This window comes from Scytonema sp. PCC 10023, from assembly GCF_963920835.1.
GTDB lineage: Bacteria > Cyanobacteriota > Cyanobacteriia > Cyanobacteriales > Nostocaceae > Kalymmatonema.
Genome location: NZ_CAWUDP010000003.1, coordinates 178919 through 204329 on the forward strand (window position 1 = coordinate 178919; position 25411 = coordinate 204329).

At 42.3% G+C, this 25411-nt stretch carries 19 protein-coding genes, 1 tRNA gene and 1 CRISPR repeat array; of the genes, 7 read left to right on the forward strand and 13 right to left on the reverse strand.

What is annotated here, in order from left to right; genetic code table 11:
* Positions 1 to 30: 30 nt before the first annotated feature.
* The 4 genes from ACM0OZ_RS03395 to dndC all read right to left on the reverse strand — a co-directional run bounded on the left by ACM0OZ_RS03395 (position 31) and on the right by dndC (position 5777).
* Positions 31 to 1494 carry a DNA phosphorothioation-associated putative methyltransferase gene (locus ACM0OZ_RS03395; protein WP_414581412.1) on the reverse strand — a complete coding sequence of 488 codons (1464 nt, stop codon included), beginning with the start codon at positions 1492 to 1494 and terminating at the stop codon, positions 31 to 33.
* 71 nt (positions 1495 to 1565) lie between these two features.
* Positions 1566 to 1955 (reverse strand): DNA sulfur modification protein DndE, encoded by a 390-nt coding sequence (gene dndE / locus ACM0OZ_RS03400; RefSeq protein WP_414581413.1) that lies wholly within the window; start codon positions 1953 to 1955, stop codon positions 1566 to 1568.
* A 55-nt stretch (positions 1956 to 2010) separates the two neighbouring features.
* Positions 2011 to 4002 carry a DNA sulfur modification protein DndD gene (gene dndD, locus ACM0OZ_RS03405; protein ID WP_414581414.1) on the reverse strand — a complete coding sequence of 664 codons (1992 nt, stop codon included), beginning with the start codon at positions 4000 to 4002 and terminating at the stop codon, positions 2011 to 2013.
* Between the two features lie 104 nt (positions 4003 to 4106).
* Positions 4107 to 5777, reverse strand: a complete 1671-nt coding sequence (gene dndC / locus ACM0OZ_RS03410; RefSeq protein WP_414581415.1) for a DNA phosphorothioation system sulfurtransferase DndC — start codon at positions 5775 to 5777, stop codon at positions 4107 to 4109.
* Between the two features lie 306 nt (positions 5778 to 6083).
* Between dndC and ACM0OZ_RS03415 the strand changes: the two genes are divergently transcribed.
* The 3 genes from ACM0OZ_RS03415 (at position 6084) to ACM0OZ_RS03425 (ending at position 10441) form a co-directional block, all read left to right on the forward strand.
* The gene (locus ACM0OZ_RS03415; protein ID WP_414581416.1) at positions 6084 to 7682 is read left to right on the forward strand and encodes a DGQHR domain-containing protein; all 1599 of its coding nucleotides are present in this window, start codon (positions 6084 to 6086) and stop codon (positions 7680 to 7682) included.
* Between the two features lie 74 nt (positions 7683 to 7756).
* Positions 7757 to 8437, forward strand: coding sequence for a GIY-YIG nuclease family protein (locus ACM0OZ_RS03420; protein WP_414581417.1), 681 nt, complete (start codon positions 7757 to 7759; stop codon positions 8435 to 8437).
* A gap of 6 nt (positions 8438 to 8443) precedes the next feature.
* On the forward strand, positions 8444 to 10441 hold the full coding sequence (locus ACM0OZ_RS03425; protein ID WP_414581418.1) for a hypothetical protein: 1998 nt from the start codon (positions 8444 to 8446) through the stop codon (positions 10439 to 10441).
* A gap of 52 nt (positions 10442 to 10493) precedes the next feature.
* Here the strand turns inward: ACM0OZ_RS03425 and ACM0OZ_RS03430 are convergent, their stop codons facing one another.
* From ACM0OZ_RS03430 to argF, 7 genes are all read right to left on the reverse strand, one after another.
* Positions 10494 to 10955, reverse strand: a complete 462-nt coding sequence (locus tag ACM0OZ_RS03430) for a DNA phosphorothioation-associated protein 4 (protein ID WP_414581419.1) — start codon at positions 10953 to 10955, stop codon at positions 10494 to 10496.
* Positions 10956 to 11101: 146 nt separating this feature from the next.
* A complete protein-coding gene (locus ACM0OZ_RS03435) occupies positions 11102 to 11671 on the reverse strand; it encodes a Uma2 family endonuclease (RefSeq protein WP_414581420.1) in 570 nt (189 codons plus the stop codon).
* 283 nt (positions 11672 to 11954) lie between these two features.
* Complete coding sequence (locus tag ACM0OZ_RS03440) at positions 11955 to 14027, reverse strand: AAA family ATPase (RefSeq protein ID WP_414581421.1); 2073 nt, start codon at positions 14025 to 14027, stop codon at positions 11955 to 11957.
* On the reverse strand, positions 14024 to 14212 hold the full coding sequence (locus ACM0OZ_RS03445; protein WP_414581422.1) for a hypothetical protein: 189 nt from the start codon (positions 14210 to 14212) through the stop codon (positions 14024 to 14026). The genes ACM0OZ_RS03440 and ACM0OZ_RS03445 overlap by 4 nt, the downstream gene beginning before the upstream one ends.
* Before the next feature lie 360 nt (positions 14213 to 14572).
* On the reverse strand, positions 14573 to 16051 hold the full coding sequence (locus ACM0OZ_RS03450; protein ID WP_414581423.1) for a DNA phosphorothioation system restriction enzyme: 1479 nt from the start codon (positions 16049 to 16051) through the stop codon (positions 14573 to 14575).
* A gap of 261 nt (positions 16052 to 16312) precedes the next feature.
* Positions 16313 to 16918 carry a transcriptional repressor LexA gene (gene lexA / locus ACM0OZ_RS03455; RefSeq protein WP_414581424.1) on the reverse strand — a complete coding sequence of 202 codons (606 nt, stop codon included), beginning with the start codon at positions 16916 to 16918 and terminating at the stop codon, positions 16313 to 16315.
* Positions 16919 to 17079: 161 nt separating this feature from the next.
* The gene (gene argF, locus ACM0OZ_RS03460) at positions 17080 to 18006 is read right to left on the reverse strand and encodes an ornithine carbamoyltransferase (protein ID WP_414581425.1); all 927 of its coding nucleotides are present in this window, start codon (positions 18004 to 18006) and stop codon (positions 17080 to 17082) included.
* Positions 18007 to 18390: 384 nt separating this feature from the next.
* Here argF and ACM0OZ_RS03465 point away from each other — a divergent pair.
* Positions 18391 to 18462, forward strand: a tRNA-Thr gene (locus ACM0OZ_RS03465).
* Positions 18463 to 18833: 371 nt separating this feature from the next.
* Positions 18834 to 19303: direct repeats of the CRISPR family, unit length 38 nt; unit sequence CCTTTCAACCCGCCCTACACGGGGAGGGTTATTGTTAC.
* Between the two features lie 769 nt (positions 19304 to 20072).
* Here ACM0OZ_RS03465 and cas12k read toward each other — a convergent pair.
* Together cas12k and ACM0OZ_RS03475 are read right to left on the reverse strand one after the other, a co-directional pair.
* A complete protein-coding gene (gene cas12k, locus ACM0OZ_RS03470) occupies positions 20073 to 21998 on the reverse strand; it encodes a type V CRISPR-associated protein Cas12k (RefSeq protein WP_414581426.1) in 1926 nt (641 codons plus the stop codon).
* A gap of 128 nt (positions 21999 to 22126) precedes the next feature.
* Complete coding sequence (locus ACM0OZ_RS03475) at positions 22127 to 22330, reverse strand: hypothetical protein (protein ID WP_414581427.1); 204 nt, start codon at positions 22328 to 22330, stop codon at positions 22127 to 22129.
* Between the two features lie 39 nt (positions 22331 to 22369).
* Between ACM0OZ_RS03475 and ACM0OZ_RS03480 the strand changes: the two genes are divergently transcribed.
* From ACM0OZ_RS03480 to ACM0OZ_RS03490, 3 genes are all read left to right on the forward strand, one after another.
* Positions 22370 to 23872: a type I restriction-modification system subunit M gene (locus tag ACM0OZ_RS03480; RefSeq protein ID WP_414581428.1), complete on the forward strand. Its 1503-nt coding sequence runs from the start codon at positions 22370 to 22372 to the stop codon at positions 23870 to 23872.
* A 106-nt stretch (positions 23873 to 23978) separates the two neighbouring features.
* The gene (locus ACM0OZ_RS03485) at positions 23979 to 24308 is read left to right on the forward strand and encodes a type II toxin-antitoxin system RelE/ParE family toxin (protein WP_414581429.1); all 330 of its coding nucleotides are present in this window, start codon (positions 23979 to 23981) and stop codon (positions 24306 to 24308) included.
* A complete protein-coding gene (locus tag ACM0OZ_RS03490; protein WP_414581430.1) occupies positions 24301 to 25407 on the forward strand; it encodes a helix-turn-helix domain-containing protein in 1107 nt (368 codons plus the stop codon). Before ACM0OZ_RS03485 ends, ACM0OZ_RS03490 begins: the two co-directional genes overlap by 8 nt.
* The last annotated feature ends 4 nt before the right edge of the window (positions 25408 to 25411 follow it).

The following is a 25411-nucleotide window of genomic DNA, read 5'->3' on the forward strand; positions in this document are numbered from 1 at the left end:
TAAATGAACGAGGAAAACTACTGTTCGATCCTAAATGTCTTTAACTTGATAAATTTGATGTCCTCTAATTTCTACACCGTGTTCAGCGAGGCATTTTGCCCAACCTTCACGAGTTCCGATGTCGCTTTTATGCTTGAGTAGCCCTAATTCCTGTTCTTGTTGGGTGAGTTGGGCAAATTCTTCGTAGAGTGGGTAATTTGTTGTCACAAATGTTTCTTTACGGTGGAGAATTGGCGGATTTGCTCTTTGTTCGTAGTCTCGGTGAGTTATGTACAAAGTTTTTAAGTCAATCGTGATACTTGCTTTTAACGCGGGATGGGGATCAGTATCGAATTCAGGGTAGAACAGGTAGGAGATTCGCGGTTCATCTGTACAAAACTTGATCAATGTTGCACCATCGACACGCCCTATGGTGCGGCTAGCGCAGCCTTCGTAAATTCGCAGCAAGGGCTCGAGTTCACCAAGCGCACAAACATGGACGTAAAGGGCGCTGCGAGTGTGTTTGCCAATTGTACTTTTTTCGCAAGCAGTTTGAACAACTCTTGGTTTCCCTAAACTAAAAAGTTTGGCATCAGCGACTTGGCAAGCTTCCTCATAGCTGCCAAAAAAGGCTTTGATGTCATGGCGCATTTCTGGTGATAGCTTTTGCCATGCAGGGCGTTGATCCAAGTGGGTGAGAGCAAGATAAACTTGGATGTCAAGAGAACGACGGTAGGCGATCGCATCCCATTCTGCTTCGTCAGTGGCTTGCAAAACTACAGCAAAAGCACGGCGGAAGTTTCCAAATTCGCCTAGTAATTCCTGTTCGTTATCCAATTCACCTTTTACCGGAAGTCTCCCACGTTTGGTAAAAAAATCCATCAGTGGTTCTAGTTTTTCTTTGTAGTCCTCAAACCGTTTCGTAGGAATCCGTACTCTTGGCGTTGAGGTTCTGGAGAAAAAGCGTATCGCTTTAAATCCTTCTTTTTCGGCTTCATCTCGAAAAACAAAATAGACGCCCAGCGCCACTGGTACCGCATCTACATTCAAGGCTTCATCAATGTATTTTTTGAGTTCTTCTTGTTCGTAATATTTCTGAAAGGTATTACGGCTGGTAACGATGCCATCGCCATAAGCGAGTTGAGCCTTGCTAGGAGCATTTATCAGCACTTGTGCCGCGACAATTAAGACCTTGCGGGCGAGTTCCCATGCTTGGCAAAGAGCTTGGCGGCGTTCTTCTGGGTCTTCAATCACGTTCAGGACATAGCCCAAGTTAACCACATCAGCGGGAATGGGCGGAACATCGGGGTAGTAGTATGGATCCCAACCTGCACTGCTGTAGCCTAGGTTTGCCACTCGCTGCACATCGCCACCGTGTCCGCATCCGTAGTCAAAAAACGTGGTATCTTTATTTATGATTGCCCATTCTATTGCCAATCGCACAGGTCGAGATAAGTCAGTGCGAACAATCGCGGCTCTATGGCGTTCTATTTCTACGTAGCTCTCTAACGACATAATAATATTAAGAAGAACCACAGATGTTTTTTATCTGTGTCCATCTGTGTCCATCTGTGGTTTATTAATTCTTATATCTTGTTCGTCGCCAGTTCTATCAAATCTTCAATCTTCTTGATATTTGGATCGCCTGCTAAATAACCAATACCGCGATGCAGGTGGAGGCGAAATTGCGTGGCGAGGGTTTCTTTGTCTGTTCCGAAGCCGTCGTTGTAGCAGCGTTGCTTAAGGGCGAGTAGCAAAATATCGGACATTTCACCGCCAAAAACGCGCCATGTCATCTCGACGTTGCTATCTTGGGGAATTGGTACAGGTGAGGGTGGGGTTGGTTCAGCTAGGGAACGACAAAACGCCCAACGACAAAGAATATTCCATTGGTCGATTTTGGTGTTGCGTCTGAGTTTGAGGAGTTGGTCTTTGGCTGTTTGGGAGAGTTTGATACGATCTATTGGGGGTTCCATGTTTTTGAGAGAAATAAACCGCAGAGACGCAGAGGAAGCAGAGAAAGAGAGGAGTCTACCAGAAGTAGCCTGGTTCTACAGTAGTTTGGCGGGTGGATGAGTCGTATTTGAGGAGGTATTCGCGGGCGATCGCTTCGTTTTCCCGCAAGGCTTGCACTTCCTTTTGTCCGATTTCGGTGTCGGTGGAAAGCAGAATGACTTGATGAGAAGCTGAGGGAAAGTAACGTTCAACTAGGTTACTGCGGTGAGAAGAGTCTAAGCGTCCCAGCGGTGTATCAATGGCGACTGGTAGGCGGCGTCCGGAAACACGGGCTAATCCCCAAAGGAAGGCGATCGCGAGGAGTTGTTTTTCCCCAGCGGAAAGACGATGTTTGGGAACGGGTTTCCCTTGTAAATCATACAGCGACAGACTGAAGGTGTGGGTGTCGATTGCCACGCGATGCACTAAATCTGATTTGTGCAGGAGATAGCGGAAGCATTCGGTGACTTCGACTTCGAGTTTATTAAGTTTGCGGAGAGTGAGACGTTCTCGGAATAGTTTGAGGGTTTCTTGGACTTTAGCAGAAGCTGTAATAATATGCTCTCTATTTTTGCGGTCAATAGTTTGCACAGTATATTCTTTTAAGTCTTTTTTTAACTTTTCGATTGTATCTTCTAATTCCGTCACCCGACGGCGTGTTGCTTCCCAATTCGCGTTGACTTCAGCAACGTGATTTTGTGCTTTTTGAAGTGCTTGGACTAGCTTATTATAATCTTCTGGTGATGCAGCAGTCTGCACTTGTCGTTCCAGGGTGATAATTTCTTCTTCCTTATTTTTGAGAATCCCTAATTGCTGCTTGGCAAGATTTTTAGTATTTTGCAAATAGTAGAGAACATTACCCAATTGACTCAAAGTTTCAGCATCAGCTAATAACCAAAGTTCTTCAGGTTGTAGAAAACTTGAGTTCAAAGTTTCTACATCTTGGTCGAGAAAAGTTTTAATTTTGTCAACTTGTTCTTCTGAAATACCTACCTTACTAATCCAATTCAAGAGGCGTTTATCTCGTTCAAATAAGATATCCCGTGCAATTTGTGCTTGAGAGATGCGAAATTCTTTTTCTGCTTGGGTTTGTGCTTGAGTCAGTAAAGATTCAATCAACGCTAGCGGTAAAACATTAGCCGCTAATTCACACATACCTTGACGAGATTCCTCTGTGTCTGCCTTCTTTTGGTCACGCTGCTTTTCTAACTGGGTGCGTTCTGCTGCAATTTTACCGCCTTCAGAAATGAATTTATCAAAAGCTTCTTGCTGTTCTTTTTCCGCATCTTTTAGAGATGTTGCTAGTAACATCTCTACCTCTTTAGTTGCTTGGTATTCTTCTTCTTGCTGTTTCAGCTTTTGTTCAATTTCCTCTAAATTTGCCAAGTCTTTAGTATCTGCAAGTTCCTTACGTTTGCGATTGGTTATAATTTCTATATCAACTGCTAAACGTTCCGCCAATTCTAATCCTAAAAGGGCCCGAATTGCATCAACGACAATTGGTGGAGGAATTTCCTGTTCTGCAAGTTCTTTAACCTGTTCCCCATCAAAGAGAAACAAATTAGAAATTCCTACAGGCAGCAGATTTTCAATATACTCATCCCATGTATTAACTAAAGCTTCAAGAGGCCATGTATCATCCTTCTTATTAACAATACCCAAGCTATCTTTACCATCTTTTGGATTTTTTTCCCAAGTTCGTACTACCCTATATTGCACGGGCTTGTCGTTTTCTATGTGTTCAAAAACTATTTCAACACGGGTTTTATCATTTGGTGCAGTATGGCTGTTGACGCATTGAGTCAGAAAATCTCCGTAGCTAAGATTGCCACGAGTAGAACATTGTGCGCGAGCCCCATAAAGAGCAAGGCGAATGGCATCCATTAGCGTAGTTTTTCCCCCTCCATTCATTCCACCTAAGAGGATAATTGGGCGAGAATTTTCTTTATCAGTTTTTGGGTAAAGATTAATTACCTGACGACCACAATAGGGACCAAAATTTTCTAGGACAAGTTCAATAAAAATCATAATAATCTTTTATATTTCCGCCTCACGCATTAGACACCTAGAGAGTATCTTCCCACAGTCTAGATATCGCAAAGTGTCTGTTTGCATCTTGGGTGAAATTCTTATCAATCTTTGGCTTGGAATTTTATATCTGCCCAATTTTTCGGTTTTGCAGGAGATTGGTTGCTCTCTGTACTAGATGGGTTATCTGTAGCACTTACAGATAATTTCTCCGTTATATCTTTTACATCCTTTGTCTCATCCGTTGCCACGACATCCCCTAAAGTCAACTGCTTTACTTTTGCAACGTCGCCTTGCTCAACCGCTTTTTTCAACTTAAATTTTACGCGAGCATTATCAATTGCTTCCCTTCGAGAACGCGAACTTGTCTCAAAACATTTCTCCAACGCTTCGTATATTCCCACGCGACGTGCCATCTTGCGAAACTGCCGTTCTGTGTCCAAAAGCTTCACCATAAGTTCCAAATGCATGGTGTCATCTTCACAAATTTCTTCCAGCACTGCCCATTCATCGCTACCTAGTAAACTATAGCCAGCATCGGGACGGGGATCTTGGAACTCTTCACCAGTAACTTCCATATAAATGCGGGGCAAACTATCATCAAATTCGTGTTTTTCTTCTAGCCAAATGCGGCGAATTTCGCTCAATTCTTCTAAGGTAATTAGGGTTGTGTCGCGCATATTTGCTGGTGCTGTGCGCCGGATTTGTGTTTGCGCTTTTAAGACTCTTCTTAACCAATGCTCCCGCCAATATTTTGTATAAGGACCAGGTATTGGATCAACTGAAGTTTCACCGTTTTTATTGCGCTCAAAGAGTTGCACATCCCCCCAAATTCGTCTAAAGTCTCTTTTGTCATGGTCATCTTGCACATCTAATTCATTACGGATATCTAGCAGAGGCTGCATCCATTCTTTCTCTTCGTCATTTTGGATCATTGCCTCCATTGATTTATCTTTACTAACCATTGTGCAAACCCAGCAGCCAAAGCGGGAATCGCCACAACTGGGAGTAGAAGTATCAATCACAAGAGGGCATTCGTTATCTGCTGTTGCACCTCGATACAGATAGAATAATTCTTTATTGCTTTGTCCCCAAGGATTTTCACATTGATGAAGGTAAACCCAAACATCATTGTTACTCCAGTCTTCTATAGGAGTGTAGATTAGAGAGTTGGGTAGACTTGCGTTTGGGCTGAGGCGATCGCGTACTCTACCGACTTGATGCTTTTTCATCGTAGCAGCACGTTTGCTACTTTCAGCTTTACGAGTCCCTAAGACAAGAATTGTTTCACCATTAGCGCGAACTATCTCACGGATGAATTGATTCGCCGGATTGATTTTCAAACGTGGAGTACACCAGCGAAACTGGTTACGAGGAGCTGGGTAGCCTTTACCAATCAAATTTACCCAAAATGTGTCTTCAATGACTGGTTTTAGCAGATGAGGCTCAATTGGCAGACCCTTTTCTTTGGCGGCAAGCTTGAGCTGTTCCAATGATTTGCGAACCCAAGCAGAGACTACAGGGTTTTCTACCAGAGTATCTGTTGTAATGACATGGATTGTTTTCGTTCGTTTTTCAGTAGGCAAAGCGGCGATCGCATTCCAAACAAGCTGCAATACAGCACTAGAATCTTTACCCCAAGATACGCCTATAATCCAAGGTATTTCGTCTAGACAGTATAACTCTTGTATTTCAGTGGTCAGAGATGGGATATTATCTATCACCGTAGAAGGTGCTTGCTGACCTTGATTTTCTAGTTGTTGTGCTTTAGCCATTTCTCCCTACCTCTGGAAACACGGGCGATCATCACTTCATTTCTTCCAACCAGCCACTGACGCCCACTCCTTAGACGTTGGTATCGGTCTGCACAAACAAAGTCCGCGCTGGCGGACTTAATTGAGGTTGTAAAACCCACGTCGGCTGGTTTTGTTTGTGTGGCTATGACTCAAAGTTGTTTGTTGCTTAAGTCAGCATATAATTGTATCATATTTTCTTTGAATAGTTTTTAAAAACAGTAATATTAATATCGAATTTTTTAGACAATTAATCTGTGCAACAAACTGTTATTTTCAAAAACCACTATGAAGGACAGCGGATCTGACCTAACCACTGACATTGCTAGCGAGTACTTGCAACGGGAAATCAAAGATCAACAGCTACTCGCTTTACTGCTAGAGAAGTTCCTTGGCAGAAAGGATCGCATTCTCGTTCAGAAAACCGAGATGGGTGGTACCGAGGCTTATGTTGGTTCTGTCACTCTGGAATGGTTTGCCGGTCGGGTTCACTTCGCGTCTGGCTTACCACTGCTGCAAAAAAAGTACAATCCAGAGACTGATAACATCGAAATTGACGCGGATAGCATTGATGAAATTCAACAGCGTCCCCTTGATTGGTCACGTCAAGCACCGCTAGTGCAGTATTTGGCTGCGCGGAAAAATCACAAGTTTCCGCCAGTTCTCGTGGTGATTAACCAACCGTGGGTCGATAATCCTAAAGCTGCTGAGTGGGATAGTCAGGGACGCGCCACAAAATCTACCACCGAATTCACTGCACTGGATAAAGATGATAAAGTCGGTCTGCTAAATCTTTCTGAGGAGAATGTGACCATTTATGCTTTGGATGGTCAACACCGATTGATGGGGGTGCAGGGTTTGATGGAGTTACTCAAAACTGGCAAACTCCAGCGATACAGAAAGGATAAAACTGCTTACGAAACTTTCATTACGTTGGCTGACTTGGTAGAAAAGTACCACGTAGAACCAGCTTACCTGCAAAGCTTGCCCAAGGAAAAAATTGGTATTGAGTTCATTTGTGCGGTTGCGGCTGGCGAAACCCGCCAAGAGGCAAGGCGACGGGTGAGATCCATCTTTGTTCATGTTAACCTGATGGCTGCACCCTTGAGTAAAGGTCAGTTAGCACAGCTCAATGAGGATGATGGTTTTTCGATTGTTGCTAGAAAAATCGCTGTCAACCATCCGCTTTTGGAACAACAAGAAACGCGAAAGCCTCGCGTCAATTGGAATAGTGCGACAGTTGCAGCGAACTCAACAGTTTTGACAACACTGCAAGCTGTCAAAGAAATGTCTGAACGATACTTGGGGCAAAAGTACTCTCACTGGAAACCCTTGGATAAAGGTTTAATTCCCATGCGTCCAGAGGATGAGGAACTTGAGGAGGGGATACAGGAGTTTCACAAGTTATTCGATTATTTGGCAATGCTTCCAAGTTATAAGCTTCTTGAAGATGAAGGTACGCCTGCGTTGCGGCGGTTCAGCTTTGAGAAGGATGGCGGCGAAGGAAATATGCTTTTCCGTCCTGTTGGTCAAGTAGCGTTAGCGCAAGCTTTGGGTATTCTGGTTTTTAAGAAAGGTTTTTCGCTAGCAGACATTTTTAAGAAGCTGCAAAAGTTCGACCGTTCTGGTGGTTTTAGCGGTATGGAGTACCCTCAATCTCTCTGGTACGGTATTTTGTATGACCCAAACAAAAAGCGGGTGCAGGTTGCTGGACGGGATTTGGCGGCGCGGTTATTGATCTACATCTTGGGTGGAATTCAGGATCAGATGGAACGTGCTGAACTTCGCAAGGATTTGGCTAAAGCTAGAACTTTTGAAAATAAAACAATAAGTTTTGATGGCAAGTTTGTTGAACCGAAGGCGGTAGGGCTTCCACCCGTTCTGTAGTTACTAATGATGACTCGCCCATAGAGAAATTCTTATGCTACCTTGATACGTAATGTATAAAAGGAGTCTACTTTGTGGCATGGCTACATGGCAATGATGCTGTGCAACAGCTAAGTGAAAACGTCGTCTTGTACGACTTAGCACAGATGCGCGGAAATAGTGCTGTTTTAAGCCGCATCCCCGAAAATATCGGTGGTGTTTACGCTTGGTATCGGCGATTTGAGCTTGATCCTGCTGCTAAACACGATCCTGAAGTTTTCGTTCAGTATATTCTGGAGGAACTTTGTAAGGAGCATTCGGCTCCCAGAGAAACAAGACTTCCTCCAGCACACAGGATCAGACTCCAAGCGGAGACTTCATTTTCTAAAGAACTGTTGCTGAAAGAGTTAGCTGCTGATTCGTCCTTTCGTCAACTGCTGTGTATGCTTCTGAATAATTCCCTGATATTTCAGCAGCCATTATATATAGGTAAGGCGACTAATTTATACTCTCGAATTCGCAGCCATCTTCGTGAGAGTAGCATTCTACGCGAACGATTGGCGACTGCTGGGCACAAAATTAACCGATGCAGACTTTTAATAATTCACACTTCATATAGTACTTCAAACATTGCTCCAGATGCTATTGATGAGGATGACGAATTGGATAATCAAGTTGATGGAGATTATGAATGCTCTGAACAGGCTTCAGACAAGCTAATTGAAGATATTTTATCTAGGTTATTTATTCCATCATTTACTCTTAGATACGGTTGACACAAAATGCTAATATTCTCAAATAACGAAGGAAAAGCAAGGTTCAATAAACCTCTATATGGTTTAACTGGTATTTACACATTGTCGGAAGGTATAGCACTTCCTTACTTCCTTTCATTGATTGAAATAAACAGAGCAATTGATGAACTTAAAATCGCTGAACAAATTCCTGCATCATTAGATACAAAATGGTCATTAAAAGAACTTTTCCAAAGGGAGATTGATGAAAAAAGAGTAGAAGATGAAATTGTTAAAGGTTACCTTTTAGATCCAAAAAAGCTCAAATTTTTTAATGCAATTACTATTGTATTAATGCCAAAAGGAGCGGATGGTAAAATTCAAGATTTTTTCAATGATTCTACAAATATCGAGCCTCCTCCTATTCCTTGGGATGGTACTGATCCCGATGATGCACAATGGAATAACCCACAAACAAAGGTTTCTAACTTTGGTGGAGTTCAATTCGTTTCTTTTGGACTCTCTGCTCGACTTAGGTGGGATGAAGATCGAGTATTAGCAGTAGCTGTAGATGGACAACATCGTCTTTGGGCACTCCGTACTTTCCGTGAAGATCAAAAATTTAGAGGCGGTACTCTTCGTACAGTTGAACAACAAACTAAAATTCCAGTCTTGTTCGTTTTGCTTGATCCAAGTGCTGGTTTCGAGAATGTTCAGAGTGAAGCTGACTATTCGATTCGAGGAATTGCTCGTGAATTATTCACTGACTTGAATAAAAATGCTAAGACAGTAGATAAGGCTAGAGAGCTAATCCTTGATGACAAGAGCATTAGCGCACAATGTGTTAGAACATTATTGACTGAAAGTACAGCTAAAGATACGAAAGATCGGCTTCCTCTGTCTCTCGTGCGCTGGCAAGATGACTCAAATCGGTTTGATAGTTCCTACTATTTGAATTCGTTAGTCCATTTAGATTTATTGGTTTCGGCAATATTGGATCTAAAACCACCACGCGATCCAATGGAAAAGAAGCAAGTTTTCGATTTTATCGAAAGTATTGACTCTGCACTCGGTATAAATGATAAAGAAGTTCAGTATGAGGGGCGTTCTCTCAAAGAATATTATGTAGAAGACTACTGTGATGAAGATGGAGAACCAGTTACACCATTTGTGCGAATACCAGAAAATTACCTTGACTCCGCAATAGAAGGTTTTAAATTTAACTTTCGTCCCTGGTTATTAAAACTTTTATTAGAGTTCAAACCATACAGTAACTTGCTTGAGTATGCTCGTGAAAATAATTTAATTGAGGGTAACTTTGGGAAATTTCAAGCTCAAACGAGCAAACATAAAGGAATTATTCGGGAACAGGAAATTGCCAGAGATAGTGATTGGAATAAACGAGAAATACTAGCTCATCAAGATGCTATTACTCGGATGAAAGAGAATCAATGGGCTTTCAAAACAATATTTCAGAAAGCTATGGTTCGTCTGGGGAAAATAGTGGAATTTGAATCTAAAGGTAAAGATGTAAACTTAGGCAACATAGAAAATGTATTGAACTTTTTGGATCGGTTATATGACAAAGATATTCTTAGAGTAGATGCCAGTTTGCCAGGAGACTCCTATCCTCTATGGACATTTGTAGCTATCAACCCTGGAAATAACAAAATCAAGGTTGCAAAAGCAGTAGAAGATAGAATATTTTCATTATTATCCTTGTGGTACTTCGGTTCTCGAAAAACTGAAATTGATGCTGCTAAAGGTTATCAGATGTTAACGAGGCGAAGGCTACTAAATTTCTTTAATGCAGAAACAAATAAAGCCCAGTGGCCTGGTTGTACTGATGCTTATAAAGCATTACATAAAGGTTTTGATACTGTTGCCTTTTATGGTAGAGAACATGAAAAATTGAATGATAAGAAAAAAGAAGATATGGTTCGTGACAGATTTTCTGCTGTACTAGCTGCTGGTTTGCCTGAATTATATAATCAGTCTTTAGCTAAACAAACATCTGATGATGATGATGAGCTAGATACAGAGTAGTAGAGTAATGAAAGAAAAATTGTAATTTTACAGAGGGTCAAAATTAGTTTACTTAAGAAAGGAATTTGCTGAGGTCAAATTCCTCTTCTTGCTGTTCTTGCTTAAATCTTTGAGAACTAAGAATCAAGAGAAGCCGCTCCGAATAGTCTACTGCTCCACGCAGTTCATTTTGCAAAATTTCCAGTCCACCATTAGCATACTCTTCAAAAATATGGATGCGTTGCTCGTCAGCTACATCATCATCACCTAAAATCTTAATGTCTTTTATTTCGGTAATAGCCAATAAATTAATTAACAGAGCAAAGCTGCTGGTAAAATAATCCTGTCGTAGAGGAGATAAATCTTTTGCAACTGCCTCTAAAGGAACTCGCTTTTTATGCTTTGCCCCTAAAGCTGCTGCAAACACCATAACCTCTACATAAGTTTGGAAGGGACCAGTTGTATCCTTTGAAGCTACTAAAGCTTTAACTAATTCAACCTTATCTTTCGCAATTTTGATTCTATTTGCAGCCATAATATTGCTATCTAGTTTGTTGCCATCTTAACTGAAAGCTTGAAGCGATCGCACTCCAGAACGCACTATTTTATACTAAGCGACAAGCGATCGCCCTCTCTTCCCTCTGCGCCCTTGGCGTCTTGGCGGTTCGTTTAAAACTACGCCTACCTCGGAAACTGGACATCCTCGTAAACAAGGGATATGGGAAAGTGAAAATCAACACTGGTTAAGTGAACTTCATCCCCCTCTTCATAGGGATGTAATTCCCAAATACCTTTTTCATTCAGCCGAAAACACTCCACACTGATTTTTTCAGCATCGATGAGAACGTATTCTTTCAAAGTTTGGATGCGACGGTATTGGTAGAATTTACCGCCTCTGTCGTAAGCTTCTGTACTAGGCGAAAGAACTTCAACAATTAAACAAGGATACTGAATGAACTTAATAGCTTGTCTATCTCGTTCATCACAACTCACCACCACATCCGGATAGTGAAATGGTCCATTCTCAGATACGCCTACTTTTGCGTCCGCCATAAAAGCACGACAACCACGACGTCTGAGATGGCTTTTTAATGCCGAAGCCAGGTTTAGGGCAATGGTAGTATGAGGAATAGTACCCCCAGTCATCGCAAAGACTTCGCCGTTGACGTACTCATATTTGGTGTCTTGGCGTTCTTCCCATTCCAGGTATTCCTGGGGAGTCATATATCGTTTGTCTGAACTTGCAACCATAACCCAACACCTTGCTATTGTTTTAACTTTTACTTCTTAAACAGTCTCTTCCCTCTGCGTCCTTTGCGTCTTGGCGGTTCATTTCTCTTAAATTCTCACGCTAAGACGCAAAGACACAAAGTTTTTCTTAGTACAGCATTTTATTAATTCGTAATGTTTTTAAACGCAGAGGAACGCTAAGTAAGCGCAAAGGGACGCAGAGTCTTGGTTTAAGTTTTCGCTATGAAAGAGATGCAATCATGTACTTAGCGCCTTTGCGCCTTTGCGCGAAATTTTCATATCCCTACCCCTCGCGGTTCACCTCAACAATCACCGTATACTCAAACTCATTTGGACTTTGCCTAACCAAAGGATAGCGTTCCCCACCCAACTCAATAGAATCTTGTTCACAATCAGGCTTAGAAGAATAATAAGTCAGCACATATTCCCTACCAATTCTTTCTGCCATCTCTTCTTCGACTTCACCGCGCCACTGCGTCTTACTCACCAACACAATCAACTGATTTGCCAATTTAGGAATTGTCTTGGCAATTTGTCGCCGAGAAATTTCATCCAAACTCCCAAAGGGCGAATCCATGACAATTGGGAAAGTACTACTATCGGGAACCAGCAGAATTTTTTTCTTTTCACTCCAATCCCGTACCATATCGATAATGCTGGCAATAAAAGATAAACTGAGAATTTGATTCTCTCCTGTAGAAGCTGCAACTGGCATTTCTAAACCAGCAGTATTTTCTACAAGCGTCAGTTCATATTTATCGCTGATTTTAGGAATATATGGTGTAAATGAAATTTCGCTGAATATCTCTTGGACTCGCTTTTCGAGTTGCCAGCGAAACTGCTTTTCTTGACGGTTTCTGACTTCCGTGAAACGTTCAATTGCATCTTGAGTTGCGGCTATGCGTCGCTGCGCCAGTGCTTGTCTTTCCTCATTTAGTTTCTGTTTGGCGATTTGTTTTCTCAAAACTTCCAACTCAGTTTTAAGAGTCGCAATTTGCTGCTGATTGGCACCCTGTTCTAATATTAAATGTCTGATTTTCTCTTCAATCTCATCCAACCGCTTTTGTAAACTGCTAATTTCTTCATTGGCATCTTTCCGCAAGCGTTCTTGAATATTATCTAACTCACCTTCAATTTGCGAGATAGTTTGCCTTAACTGATTAATCCTCGCTTGCTCTCTGTCAACTTCTTCCCAAAAGCTGACTGCTTGCTTGTCAATTTCATCCACTTGAGCACTCATGCGGATGGCTGTTTCTTGCACCGCCGAAGAACCCGCTTTATCCAATATTTTTCTGACATTCTTGTGCGAGTGACTTCCATCGCGTAAGTCTGCACCACAAATACAGCGTTGAGAGTCAAGTAATTCATTCACAAATTCCCGTGAAATTCCAGAGGTTAACTTCCCTTGCTGCTTCAAATCATTTATAATTTCCCGAAATTGTGCTGTTGTTTCTGAGAGCAATACTGTATAACCGCGTGCAGAAATCGCTTTTTTGATTGCTTCCTTACTTTCTCTCAGGTTTTCCTGACTTGAAGCTTTCTGTTTTTCTAACTCTTGCCGTCTTTCTTGCAATTCCTTGGCAGCACTGAGTTCTCTTAAAAGGTTGCTTGTCTCTTTTTTAAAAGTTTCTTGATATTCCGACTCTTGTTTAATTTCTGTTTGTCGCTTGCTGATGCGCTCAATTTCCTGTTCTAGATTGTCCTGCTGTTTCAAAAGCTGTTTAATTTCTGAATCACCAATTGCCTTTAACTCATTTTCTAAAGTTTTTTTAGCTTCCTTGAGGTGAGTGATGGAACGGTTGATGACTTCCACACCTAAAAAAATCTTTGTGGCTTCAGCAATTTCCGCTTTCTTATCAGAACGGACTATCTCTTCAATACGCTCGCCGTCAAAGAAGAAATATTGATGTAAACTAATAGGTAAAATTTGGGCTATCACTTCTTCTGGTTGCTGAGGTGGAAAATACCAACGTCCATCATCCCCAGCTACCTGCATACGCAATTCTGTTTTGGTAACGTTGACGTCGGTTTCATTTTTATAAACCCGACACACGCGTTTCACGTTGTAGCGTTTGCCTTCATGTTCCCACTCCAACTCTACCCAACATTCTACAGCTTGCCCTGGTTTTGCTTCGGCGATCGCCCGCTTATTCACCAACTGTTCAACTGATGCAAAAGCTGCACTAAATTTCTCATACAGCACCCAAGTAAACGCATTCAAGAGACTGGTTTTTCCTGAACCATTATTGCCGTGAATGATCGTTGTGTTGCAAGTTTCTGTTCCCGCAAGGATGATTTCCGGCGTTTTGCCATAAAAAGACCGAAAGTTGCAAAGCTTAATTGAAGTCAGCTTCATCGTACCGCTTCCTTCACAATCGCCAGAATATCATCATTAATATGGCTGTTAATTTTCTTATCTAGTCGGCTTTTTTCTAGTTGCCATACGCGATCAATAATTTGCCGCACTTCTGGGGGAGCACTGGTAATTGGCTCCTGCACTTCATCTATATTATGTTCTTTATTATTATCTTCTTTATTCATTTTTTTTCAATAAAATTTTAGTTATATTTTAACCAGTCTACTGGGCTTATTGCATCTTAATATATGTAAGTTTTTAATTTTTCAAAATTCGCGCATTTTATTTCATAAAATTTTCAAAAAATGCTTGATTTTTGGGTCTTTCTGAGATTATCATATTAGTTAATATCATTTCTATTATAATGAAAATTTTGCTTACTTTAAAAAAATAGTCAATATTCCCATTATCTTAAGTATACCCCATTGCCCCGCTCGGTAGATCATCTATTTATAATAATTTAAATTTTTTCTTGCCCAGATGTGAAAATTATTTCACGCCAATCCGCAAAGTTTTTCTTGGCGGATTGGCGCGATACTCAAAAATTAAATATCCAGTAATCCGTATCGCTTCTGTAAGTTCAATAGCTTGATTCTAGCTTCACCTGCATTATCAGCTAAATCAGCAAACTCAACAAATCTAAGTAATTCCTTTCGCAGTAAATTGCGCTCAACTTCTAAAGTTTTCCTGTCTAAATCTGGTGGCAAAACAATCATGTCAAATATTGTGGCGCGTTCCTTTTTTGGGTGAGGACGCAAAACTCGTCCGCGCCGCTGAATGAACTGGCGAGGATTACCAGAACTTGCCAAAATCACAGCCGTCTGAATTGCTGGAATATCTACCCCTTCATCTAAACAACGAATTGCTACTAAACCTTGCAATTCGCCGCTTTCAAATTGACGGCGTAAAACTTCTCTTTCTTCTAAAGATGTTTGGGCGGTGTAGGTGCTTACCTTGTAACCAAGTTCTACCCCCAAAATTTTGGCGACGGCTTTTAGTTGGTGCAAGCTAGAACGCTGTCCCACGTCTTGTGAACCATCACTGCAATAGAAAAGCGTGTGAGTCGTTTCGCGGCGAGTTGACATTAACTCACGCAAAGCATTTAACTTATTTTCTGCTGCACCAATTAACCTGGCTCGTTGCATCAACAACGGCTTCAAATCTTCGTTATCTTCAAAATATGCCGATTCTACATTTTCTCGTTGCCGATAAAGTAGCGCCCGTCCAATTTTTTGCGTTAATTTAGCATAAGCGCGGCTTTCTGTATCTGTTAATTCTACTAATATAGGATAATAAAGATAATGTACCAAAGCATTTTGAGCAATTGCATCTCTTAAAGTTAATTCTGGTTGGAGAACAGGACCAAAATAATCAAATAAAGATTGGGTTCCCCCTTCATCAAAATACCTTTCTGGCGTAGCAGACAAAGCCAGTCGCAAGCCAATACGGCGAGGTAAACTTTCTTCCAACCTGGGTGCGCCTAAGTTATGTGCCTCGTCTCCAATAATTAAAGTTTTTTCCGGAAAATACTTGAGTTGAGATTGGAAGCCATCTCCAATTAAGGTAGAGTTGCTAGTAATCACCGTGAGAAAACGTTGAGAACCAGAACGTATATTATAAAGTTGTGTAGAAAGTTGGCTCTGCCAATTGCGTACGTTTTCAAAAGCTAAAATAGGTTGCAAATTAAATTTTTCGCATTCTCGCGCCCATTGAGTGACAAGATGTCGGTAAGGACACACCACCACCAAGACTTGCAAGTTAATTTGCTTGTATAATTCGCAGGCGATCACCAACGCCGTGATTGTCTTCCCACTACCAGTTGCCATTTTCAGGGTACCTCTGCCGTTATTGGCAAACCAGTTGTTAACGGCTTGTTGCTGATATCCCCGCAATTGCAGAGATGGTGGCATTCTGGGGCATCCTGGTGATGGTTGTGTCTGATAACCGCCCCTTGTTTCACCTACAAACGGTAATTTGAGTTTGAAAGTGGGCGGTTGCTTAACTTGATTCTTTGTTAAATACATAAACTAATTCATTGATAAGGGAAGTGGTGAGTGGGGAGTGGGAATTGTTAGTGGTTAGTTATTGGTTGTTGGTTGTTGGTTGTTGGTTGTTGGTTGTTAGTTGTTGGTTGTTGGTTGTAGAGACGCGCTGTTTGAAGCGTCTCTACATTTGTGAGTTGTTGTTTCACTATCCACTATCCACTACCTACTACCCACTACCCACTATCCACTAACTACTACCCATTACCCAATCCCTATTCCCTACTCCCTATTCCCTATTTATCAGTTGTAATTGCGCCAAATGGCAACAAGGGAACCTTGCACCTGCACTTGAACAGCGTTCACTTCTATGGGATTGTATTTGGGGTTTGCAGGTTTGAGGGTGACGCGATCGCCTAGTCGATAAAACCGCTTTAATGTTGTACCATGTCCATCCACTCGTGCGGCGACGATAGTCCCATTTCTCACCTGATCAGGTTCTGGTACTGGGCGCAGAAATACCAAATCTCCATCGACAATAGAATCTTCAATCATGCTATCGCCAGTTACCCGCAAAGCATAAGTTTGGGGAGGTAATGACAAATTAGCGAAATCTACATTTTCTACAGCCTCGGTGAAGGGTTCTATTAATCCACCAGCGGCGATTGTTCCCAAAACTGGTACACCTTGTTTTATCGCTTGCAGAACTCTAATTGTCCGCGCCTTACCTTCATTCCATTCAATATACCCCTTGGTGCGTAAATGTTCCAAGCGACTTTGAATTGGTGCAGGCGATTTTAAATTCATCGCCTGCATCATTTGTCGAATTGAAGGTGAATGCTGATGGACTCGTATGTATTCTCCTAGCCATTCGTAAAGTTCTCTTTGCGCTTCTGTGAGACGTTCCATAAATTTGTAGGGAGGTAAATACAAATGTTCTTAGAACATTAGTACTACAAAAAACCTCCCTATGCACTATATATTTTGGGATTTTTGATTTTTTATCTAAGAATTTACAACAGAGGAGTTAAAAGTGAGGAGTAAATACTTAGCAACTTACTCGTCTTCACTTAAAATTCCTCTGCCCCTAAGATACTTGCAAGTAAAGCTTTTTGAACGTGCATCCGATTTTCTGCTTGGTCCCAAATGCGTGAGTGAGAACCTTCCATCACCTCATCGGTAATTTCTTCACCGCGATGTGCTGGTAAACAGTGTAAAACAATTGCCTCTGGGTGAGCAAGGCTCATCAGTTGTTCATTGACTTGATAAGGTTGGAAAATTGGCATGCGATCGTCTGCTTCTGATTCTTGCCCCATACTTGCCCAAACATCAGTGTAAATGACATGAGCACCTTTTGTCGCGACTTCGGCGTCATGAGTTAAGAGGACTTCGGTTTTATTGCCAGCAATGGAACGTGCTGTTTCTATAATTGCTGCATTTGCTTCAAATCCACTAGGTGTGGCAATTCTCACATTCATTCCCACCAAAGCACAGCCTAACAGCAGGGAATTAGCAACATTATTCCCATCTCCTACATAAGTTAAAGTCAATCCAGAAAAAGTGCCAAAGCATTCTTGAACTGTCATCAAATCAGCGAGTACCTGACAGGGATGCTCTAAATCAGTGAGAGCATTAATAACAGGAATTTTGGCATAATTGGCAAAAATTTCTAATTCTTGCTGTGCAAAGGTACGAATAGCCAAAACATCGAGGTATCTATCCAAAACCCGCGCTGTATCCTGCACTGGTTCACCGCGACTCACTTGAGTGACATTAGGATTCAAGTCAATCACTTGTCCACCCAGTTGGTACATTGCTACAGTAAAACTCACCCTTGTCCGAGTTGAAGCCTTGGAGAACAACAGCCCCAACACCTTCTGACACCGCAACCTCAGCTTTTGTGATTTTAGCTGCGATGCCATTTGCAGAAGTTCTAGAACTTCCGTTGGACTAAAGTCTGCCAGACTTAAGAAATCTCGTCCGATCAACGCTGCCATGCTTCTGATGATCTGTAAAAAACAATTCTGTCTTTTTGTTCAGTGTACCTAGCCGTCTGAAAAAATGGTGCCTTAAAACTGTACCAGATCTTTTTGTGTCTAGCCCATAATTTAAGGTGGCTTTGGTCTATGATTTAGTTTATCAACATCATCAGTGAAAGAAATCACAAATTTCTTTGAGTTTCATTACACTTGCTGCGCTTAAAAATATGTTTCAGGTCGAGAAATGAACAGTATCAGAACAATTAGCTATTTTCAGTGCAATTTAGACTGATACTGCTCTTCAACTACATGTTGCACAATCAGGTAGCTTGTGATATAATCATGAACTAGTGTGATGCTCAAAAAAGATAAGGTAGCTCTTATCGTAGAAGAGCCAAGTACGCCAGCATAGCACAGTGGTAGTGCATCCGACTTGTAATCGGAAGGTCGTCGGTTCAAATCCGACTGCTGGCTTTGTTGTACATTCGCAAATTAAAGGTCGCTGTTGTTGTACTGTACATTCACAAATTAAATGTCGCTGTTCACAGATTAATGTCGCATTTCACAAATTAATGTCGCATTTCACAAATTAACGTCGCATATGCATTTTCTGTAGCCGTTAACAAATTAAATGTCGCTTACTTTGATTTTGATTTAGCTGTGTAAGAATTGCTACAGCATGCGTTGCTAGAAACAAAGTTAGAGCGTAATTTAATATTTTAACCTTAAATAAGGTATTGCAAACAAAGCAGACGGATTTGAACCCTTTCAACCCATCCAATTTCAAATATAAATAAATCCCTGTTTGTATATTTTTACTTGGCTAAAATATTTTGACAGCAATTCCTTTCAACCCGCCCTACACGAGGAGGGTTATTGTTACAGCCCCAAAGTGGGAGGTTCCAACAGTTTGCCATTGCTTTCAACCCACCCTACACCAGGAGGGTTATTGTTACGCAACAACTTGCATAGGATCAGAGTTGCGCTTACACTTTCAACCCGCCCTACACAGGGAGGGTTATTGTTACTTCAGTAGTTCGGCTAGTGAGGATAGGGCAGACCTTTCAACCCGCCCTACACGGGGAGGGTTATTGTTACGGTTCAGGTAAGTCAGAATATAGCTGGAGTTGCCATAGCCTTTCAACCCGCCCTACACGGGGAGGGTTATTGTTACGATCGCAAGCTAGGTAAAAAGCCAGCATTGTCCTTTCAACCCGCCCTACACGGGGAGGGTTATTGTTACTTCCTCTGTTGTTTCCCTGGATGCAAAGCAAAAGCCTTTCAACCCGCCCTACACGGGGAGGGTTATTGTTACTCCTCCCCCTTAAAACCCTTGTTATGCGGATGATTCCGGGGTGTGTAGCGCGGATGTGTTTTTGTCCTTCCCAAATTACCATTAAAAAGAGCAATTTTTGGTGCTACAAAACCCTGGAACCTTTGTAGCGCAAGAAAGCGCGGATGAATTGAGAAATTGTTCTCTTTTGAAATCGCTAAAAACAAGGATTGGGATGGGTTCCCCCTTGGTCGGGGGCTTTTTACTGTTAGCTAAAATTTTGGTATATCTATGCATAACTTGTATTATGCAGAGATATAAGTGGCTTATTCAGCCAATCCCTTACGGGTAATGTTTGCCTCGACAATGATTATTGAGCTTGTTAGGAGGGTAACACTACAGCTATAAACCTGTTCGCTGATTCCTTAATTACCCTCGACAGAGCTACAAGCTGGCGTTTACTTGTAGGTGTCATGACTCAAAAATCGTAGACTTCTAGAGTCTTAGTCTGCACGCTCCGACTTTGTACAGATTTACCTAGGCTTGCCTAGTTCTGCATAGGTTTTTCGGAGCGGTGATTTGGTAGCCACTACAGCAGTATATCCGCGCCCTTTTTGCTGGGAGCGCACCTAATTCCTGTCCGCAGACAGCAGCATCGGGGTGAGCAGCTACTAGGGTCAGAAAGCAAGACTATCTTCCAATAGTCAAACTAACCCAGATTTTTCACAGTTCAGCGGTTCCTAAGAACATGAACTGCGGCGCTATTACTTATTTTATTTTCAAGGTTCGGTATTTTTGCTCAATCGAGAGATTAAGATTTATTTTGACGAGAATGGTAAGCTGCGATCGCTAAAGAACGTGCTTTTTCTTGGGGACTGCCTCGAATGGGTTGGGGTCCTTGTTCTAGGGGAATTTTTGCCTTAGCTGCTTGAGTGTGAATGCAGTCAATTAATCTGCTGTAACTCCAACGGTGGATATTTTGACGATATTGCTTGGCATATTTTTGTTGACCCTCCTTGAAGTTGGGACATTTGTTCTCGGCTTTGGCTTCAATTTCGCTGTGAATAACCTCGCGCACATTTTTGATATTGGGTACAACGATGCTGCCTGCCTGGTAAGTTTGAGCCAGAGTAATAATTGACTTAGCAAGCAAGTTATCTAGATGTTTTCCTAGTTCGGATTCCGATAGTTGATTTGGTGTGCTGCGTTTTTGGGCTTTGTGGCGTTCGTGAGCGTTTCGTTGTTGCTGTTGTCGTTGGCGGTTAAGTAATTTATAATTCTCGCTGAGTAACTGTTTAAGACTACGGTATGCAAGCACTGTGTTGGTGGAAGCATCAACGACTGCTGCGGTTGCAGGTTTTTCTAAGCCAAGACTGACACCAACGAGGATTGATGTTTGACCTTGATACAAAGGCTTGCTAGGACGTGGGTAAGGATTGTTGATTTTGGTTAGCGTTGAGCTAAGGCGTTTGACATAATTTTGCTGATTTGGGTTGAGGTCGCCTTTCTCTTGCATCTTGGTTAATTCTTTGGCTACCTCAGCAGCTTTGTCTTGGCTTACCGTTTCTGTTCCCTCAATTGTCCATAAACGAGTATCTAAGGAACAGTAGAGAGTCAAACGATGAACATTCCAGAGTGCGGCTGTCGCCGCGCTACCGCGAACGCCTCTGCCTTCGTTTTCTTGCCAAGCCAAGCAACCCGAACATAGGGTGAATAAACCACTGGAATAGTGGTCTTTGCCGCTACGCTTGATTTGCTGGTCTTCTAAGAAGCGTTGAAACCAATGAAGTTGTCTGCGATCGCAATACACTTCAAATATATGCTCGCCCAAACCGCTGAACTTAACGCAGATACGACCGTTTTGGTTTTTTGACCAAACCAAGTCTTCCTTGGATGTAAATTCGACTGGGAATGGAATAGAGCTTGGTTTTTTGAGAAGACTACTTTGCCAAGAACGGGCTTCTTCTTCGCTTTCAGGGACAGTTGTTGTAGCAATAAGCAACGTTTGCAACCATTGTTCTCCGGTTAAATCCCTACCATGAGGCATTCGACTAGCTAGTTGCTCTTTAAGACGTTCAATTTCTTTTTCTTTTTTGCGACGACGCAGAGCAAATTTTTTTTCATCTTCCTCTTCTTCTGTTACCTGGCAGTTATTTTTCAGTAAGTAGGTGATAGCGCAGCGCTCTAGCTTATCCTCTGTTTGGTCGTAAGTCTCAAATAAGGTAGTTGATAGCTTGGAAGAAGCTTTGGAATTACTAACTTTTTTACTTTTTTTCTTCTGCTGTTGCTGATTACTGGAATAAGTAGTTATTCTCACTAGGATTTCGAGGGCTTTAGCTCGAATATTTTCCAGACTACAACCGCTGATTTCGACCAGTTCAGCATCACTTTTGAGCATAGACAACCAGCGGGTTTTTCCATCTACTTGCTTTTGTCGTCTCTGTTGCAAAGCTAACCAGGATTTGTAGATATATTCCGTTAATTCGATAGCTGATTTATAAAACCTTTTGGGTTGGTTTGCAAAACACTCTTGGCTTACAAGCGAGTTACACAAAGGTCTTACCACTCCGGGTGGAAGTTTTCCTGCTTGTAACCATTTCTCAAAATCAGGGTGTTTCCCTACTTGCTTCAAAAGCTCGTTAACCAGAGGTGTATTTTTCTCTGCCATAATCTGCCAAAGATAGCGACGGGTGGATTCGTTCGCAACCAGGCGACATTGAATTGTGATAATGCTCATGTCGTTTTACGCAGGAGTGTCGATTGGAGGAATGATTGATAGAGTTTTGAGAAAAAAAGTTATTCGTCCAAAAGTTCTAAGCAAGAAAGAGACGTGAATTTAACCACGCCTCTAGCTGAGGGAAAAACTTATGCAACTTGCTGCGCTACATCTGCTACTAGCAACCCACTAACAGCAATGATTAATAGTTGTGCTGCATCAGGACTTTCACAACTAAGTCGTTCATCTCGATTACACGGTTGCGCTATCCATCTTAAAGCTTGATGTATAACAGCATAGAATAAGGGTTCTGTCCTATAATGGTCGTCGCTGTATTTTGGTGTTTTTAACATCAAGACAAAGGCTGCTCGTTGATTTCAGTATGGAAACCCATGATCCAGGGAACACTGTTTGATGCCCCCATTACCTTACAAGAGCTAGAGTCCCATCTATGGGAAGCGGCAAACATCTTACGTGGCAGTCCTGTGGATCGTACTGACTGGAAAAGCTACATCCTGCCGTTGCTGTTCTTCAAGCGCATTTGTGATGTCTGGGACGAAGAATACCAAGCAATGATAGAGGAATACGGAGAAGATTTTCCTGACGAACACCGTTTCCAAATCCCAGAAGGCAATCACTGGAAGGATGTTCGTATTGTTGCCAAGGACGTAGGGCGTGCTTTGCAGGATGCCATGCGGAAAATTGAAGCTGCTAACCCAGGTCGGTTGGATGGGATTTTTGGGGATGCACCGTGGACAAATAAAGAACGTCTGCCCGATTACACTCTGAAAAACCTGTTAGAGCATTTTTCCAGCGTGGTGCTATCTCTGGCAAACATCCCTGAAGATGAATTGGGCAATGCCTACGAGTATCTGATTAAACAATTTGCTGATGATAGCGGACACACGGCACAGGAATTTTATACCAATCGTACTGTGGTACATTTGATGGTACAGATGCTTGCACCGGAACCAGGCGAAAGCATTTATGACCCCACCTGCGGTACGGGAGGGATGTTAATTTCAGCACTTGCGGAAGTTAAGCGCAAGGGAGGTGAATATCGTACTCTCAAGCTGTACGGGCAGGAACGCAACCACATGACCGCTTCCATCGCCCGGATGAATCTGGTGCTGCATGGTGTAGGTGATTACCAAGTGATGCGGGGGGATACACTGGAACGTCCTGCTTTTACTGAAAGCGATCGCCTACGAACGTTTGATGTAGTCCTGGCTAACCCGCCCTACTCCATCAAACAGTGGAATCGGGAAGCGTTTCAAACTGACCAGTGGGGGCGTAACTTTTTGGGTACACCGCCTCAAGGACGTGCTGATTACGCTTTTCTCCAGCACATTTTAAAAAGCCTTAACCCCAAAACGGGACGCTGTGCGATTCTTTTCCCGCATGGAGTGCTGTTTCGCAAGGAAGAAGCTCAGATGCGGCAAAAGCTGGTGGAAGCAGATTTGGTAGAATGCGTGCTGGGGCTGGGGGCAAACTTGTTTTACAACTCACCAATGGAAGCTTGTATTGTTATTTGCCGTACCAGTAAACCCCGCGATCGCCAAGGGAAAGTACTGTTTATTGATGCGGTTCACGAAGTCGCCCGCGTACAGGCACAAAGTTTTCTCAAGCCGGAACACCAAACACGCATCCTCAATGCTTACCAGCACTACAGCGATGAACCTGGTTTTGCCACAGTTGCAACTTTAAAAGAAGTCGCCGCCCAGGACTATAGTCTGTCCATCCCGCTTTATGTCCGGCGGACAACAGCCAACAACCAAACCCAAGAAGTAAAAACACTGGCTGAAGTTTGGGCTGACTGGGAACAAGGCAGCAGAAACTTCTGGCAAGAGATGGATGCCTTAGTTGATATGCTAGATTCTCTAGAAAATAACTAATTTATTTACCATTTTGGTAAAGTTTTCTTGAAACTAATAATGATATTTTCAGGGATCTAACAAATTTGTTTACCAAAATGGTAAACTTGTATTAGTCTACTAAAGCATGGAAATCACTTTCGGCGATCGCAAACTGCAAAACCTATGCGAGCAAGAAAAAGTAGCACAAAGAAACTTGGGTGCAAACTGTGCCAAGAAATTGAGAACTCGGTTGGCTATGCTTGCTGCGGCTGGTTGTGTCACTGAATTACTTGCAGGTCGTCCCCATCCTTTAAAAGGAGATAGGGCAGGTGAATTTGCAGTAGACCTAGAAGGTGCAAAACGACTTGTATTTAAGCCAGATAACGACCCCATCCCCTTTACCGAGGATGGAAGCATTGATTGGTCAAAAGTTACTGCTGTTTGTATTGTTTTCATTGGGGATTACCATGACTGAGACAACCCGAACATTCACTCCAGATTGGGTATCTCCTCCCGGTGATACCATCGCTGATTTATTAGAAGAGCGTGATTGGACACAAGCACAGTTAGCAGAGCGTTTAGGCTACACCACGAAACATATCAGTTTGCTCATCAATGGCAAAGCACCCATCAATGAAGAAACAGCCCTAAAACTAGAACGGGTTTTGGGGAGTACAGCAGCATTTTGGCTCAGATATGAAGCTCAATATCGCGCTGCTCTAGCAAGCAAAGAAGAAGAAACCCGCTTACAAGGGTGGACATCTTGGTTAGATGGATTACCAGTCAAAGACTTAATGAACCAAGGTGTAATTCCCCAATGCCGTTTAATTGCCAAGAATAAACCAAGTTTGGTAAAAAAGTTACTGCATTTTTTCGGTGTGGCTTCGCCGGAAGAGTGGCGAAGTTACTATGCAGGTATGGAAGTTTCCTTTCGTCGCACCCGCCAAGAACAAAGTGATGTTGGTGCTATTTCGGCTTGGTTGCGTTTGGGTGAAATAGAGGCAGAACAACAGGACTGTCCGAAGTATAGTAAACCAAAATTTGAAAAAGCGGTGCGGGAAATTCGCACGTTGACAGTTTTACCACCAGAGGAATTTGAACCACAGATGCAACAGTTGTGCCGAGAATCGGGGGTTGTGCTTGTTTTAGTACCATCAATTTCCAGAGCGCACGTCAGTGGTGTAGCCCGGTGGTTAAACCCGCATAAGGCACTGATTCAACTTTCACTGTACGGTAAAACTAATGACCGCTTCTGGTTTAATTTTTTCCATGAAGCAGGACATATCCTACTACATGATAAAGAAAATATTTTTTTGGATGAATGGGATAGTGGGGAAAGTTTGGAATCGGAGCCAGAACGCGAAGCAAATCAATGGGCGCGGGAATTTTTGATACCACCTGAGTATGAGGGAGAATTAGCGGCACTTAAATCTAAAACAGATGTTATCGATTTTGCCCAGCGTATCGGCATTCATCCCGCTATTGTTGTGGGACGGCTGCAACATGATTGTATAATTCCTGTCTCTTGGATGAATGCTTTCAAGGAGAGTTTTTGTTTTCAAGGGGTAGAATAAGTAC

Bases quoted from the DNA above. Each gene is read 5' to 3' on its own strand.
- ACM0OZ_RS03430 (WP_414581419.1), bottom strand. From the start codon at position 10,955: ATGGCTGCAAATAGAATCAAAATTGCGAAAGATAAGGTTGAATTAGTT.
- ACM0OZ_RS03475 (WP_414581427.1), bottom strand. From the start codon at position 22,330: ATGTTAAAAACACCAAAATACAGCGACGACCATTATAGGACAGAACCC.
- cas12k (WP_414581426.1), bottom strand. From the start codon at position 21,998: ATGAGCATTATCACAATTCAATGTCGCCTGGTTGCGAACGAATCCACC.
- argF (WP_414581425.1), bottom strand. From the start codon at position 18,006: ATGGCAGCGTTGATCGGACGAGATTTCTTAAGTCTGGCAGACTTTAGT.
- ACM0OZ_RS03415 (WP_414581416.1), top strand. From the start codon at position 6,084: ATGAAGGACAGCGGATCTGACCTAACCACTGACATTGCTAGCGAGTAC.
- ACM0OZ_RS03450 (WP_414581423.1), bottom strand. From the start codon at position 16,051: ATGTATTTAACAAAGAATCAAGTTAAGCAACCGCCCACTTTCAAACTC.
- ACM0OZ_RS03480 (WP_414581428.1), top strand. From the start codon at position 22,370: ATGATCCAGGGAACACTGTTTGATGCCCCCATTACCTTACAAGAGCTA.
- dndE (WP_414581413.1), bottom strand. From the start codon at position 1,955: ATGGAACCCCCAATAGATCGTATCAAACTCTCCCAAACAGCCAAAGAC.
- lexA (WP_414581424.1), bottom strand. From the start codon at position 16,918: ATGGAACGTCTCACAGAAGCGCAAAGAGAACTTTACGAATGGCTAGGA.
- ACM0OZ_RS03445 (WP_414581422.1), bottom strand. From the start codon at position 14,212: ATGAATAAAGAAGATAATAATAAAGAACATAATATAGATGAAGTGCAG.
- dndC (WP_414581415.1), bottom strand. From the start codon at position 5,777: ATGGCTAAAGCACAACAACTAGAAAATCAAGGTCAGCAAGCACCTTCT.
- dndD (WP_414581414.1), bottom strand. From the start codon at position 4,002: ATGATTTTTATTGAACTTGTCCTAGAAAATTTTGGTCCCTATTGTGGT.
- ACM0OZ_RS03490 (WP_414581430.1), top strand. From the start codon at position 24,301: ATGACTGAGACAACCCGAACATTCACTCCAGATTGGGTATCTCCTCCC.
- ACM0OZ_RS03425 (WP_414581418.1), top strand. From the start codon at position 8,444: ATGCTAATATTCTCAAATAACGAAGGAAAAGCAAGGTTCAATAAACCT.
- ACM0OZ_RS03395 (WP_414581412.1), bottom strand. From the start codon at position 1,494: ATGTCGTTAGAGAGCTACGTAGAAATAGAACGCCATAGAGCCGCGATT.
- ACM0OZ_RS03435 (WP_414581420.1), bottom strand. From the start codon at position 11,671: ATGGTTGCAAGTTCAGACAAACGATATATGACTCCCCAGGAATACCTG.
- ACM0OZ_RS03485 (WP_414581429.1), top strand. From the start codon at position 23,979: ATGGAAATCACTTTCGGCGATCGCAAACTGCAAAACCTATGCGAGCAA.
- ACM0OZ_RS03440 (WP_414581421.1), bottom strand. From the start codon at position 14,027: ATGAAGCTGACTTCAATTAAGCTTTGCAACTTTCGGTCTTTTTATGGC.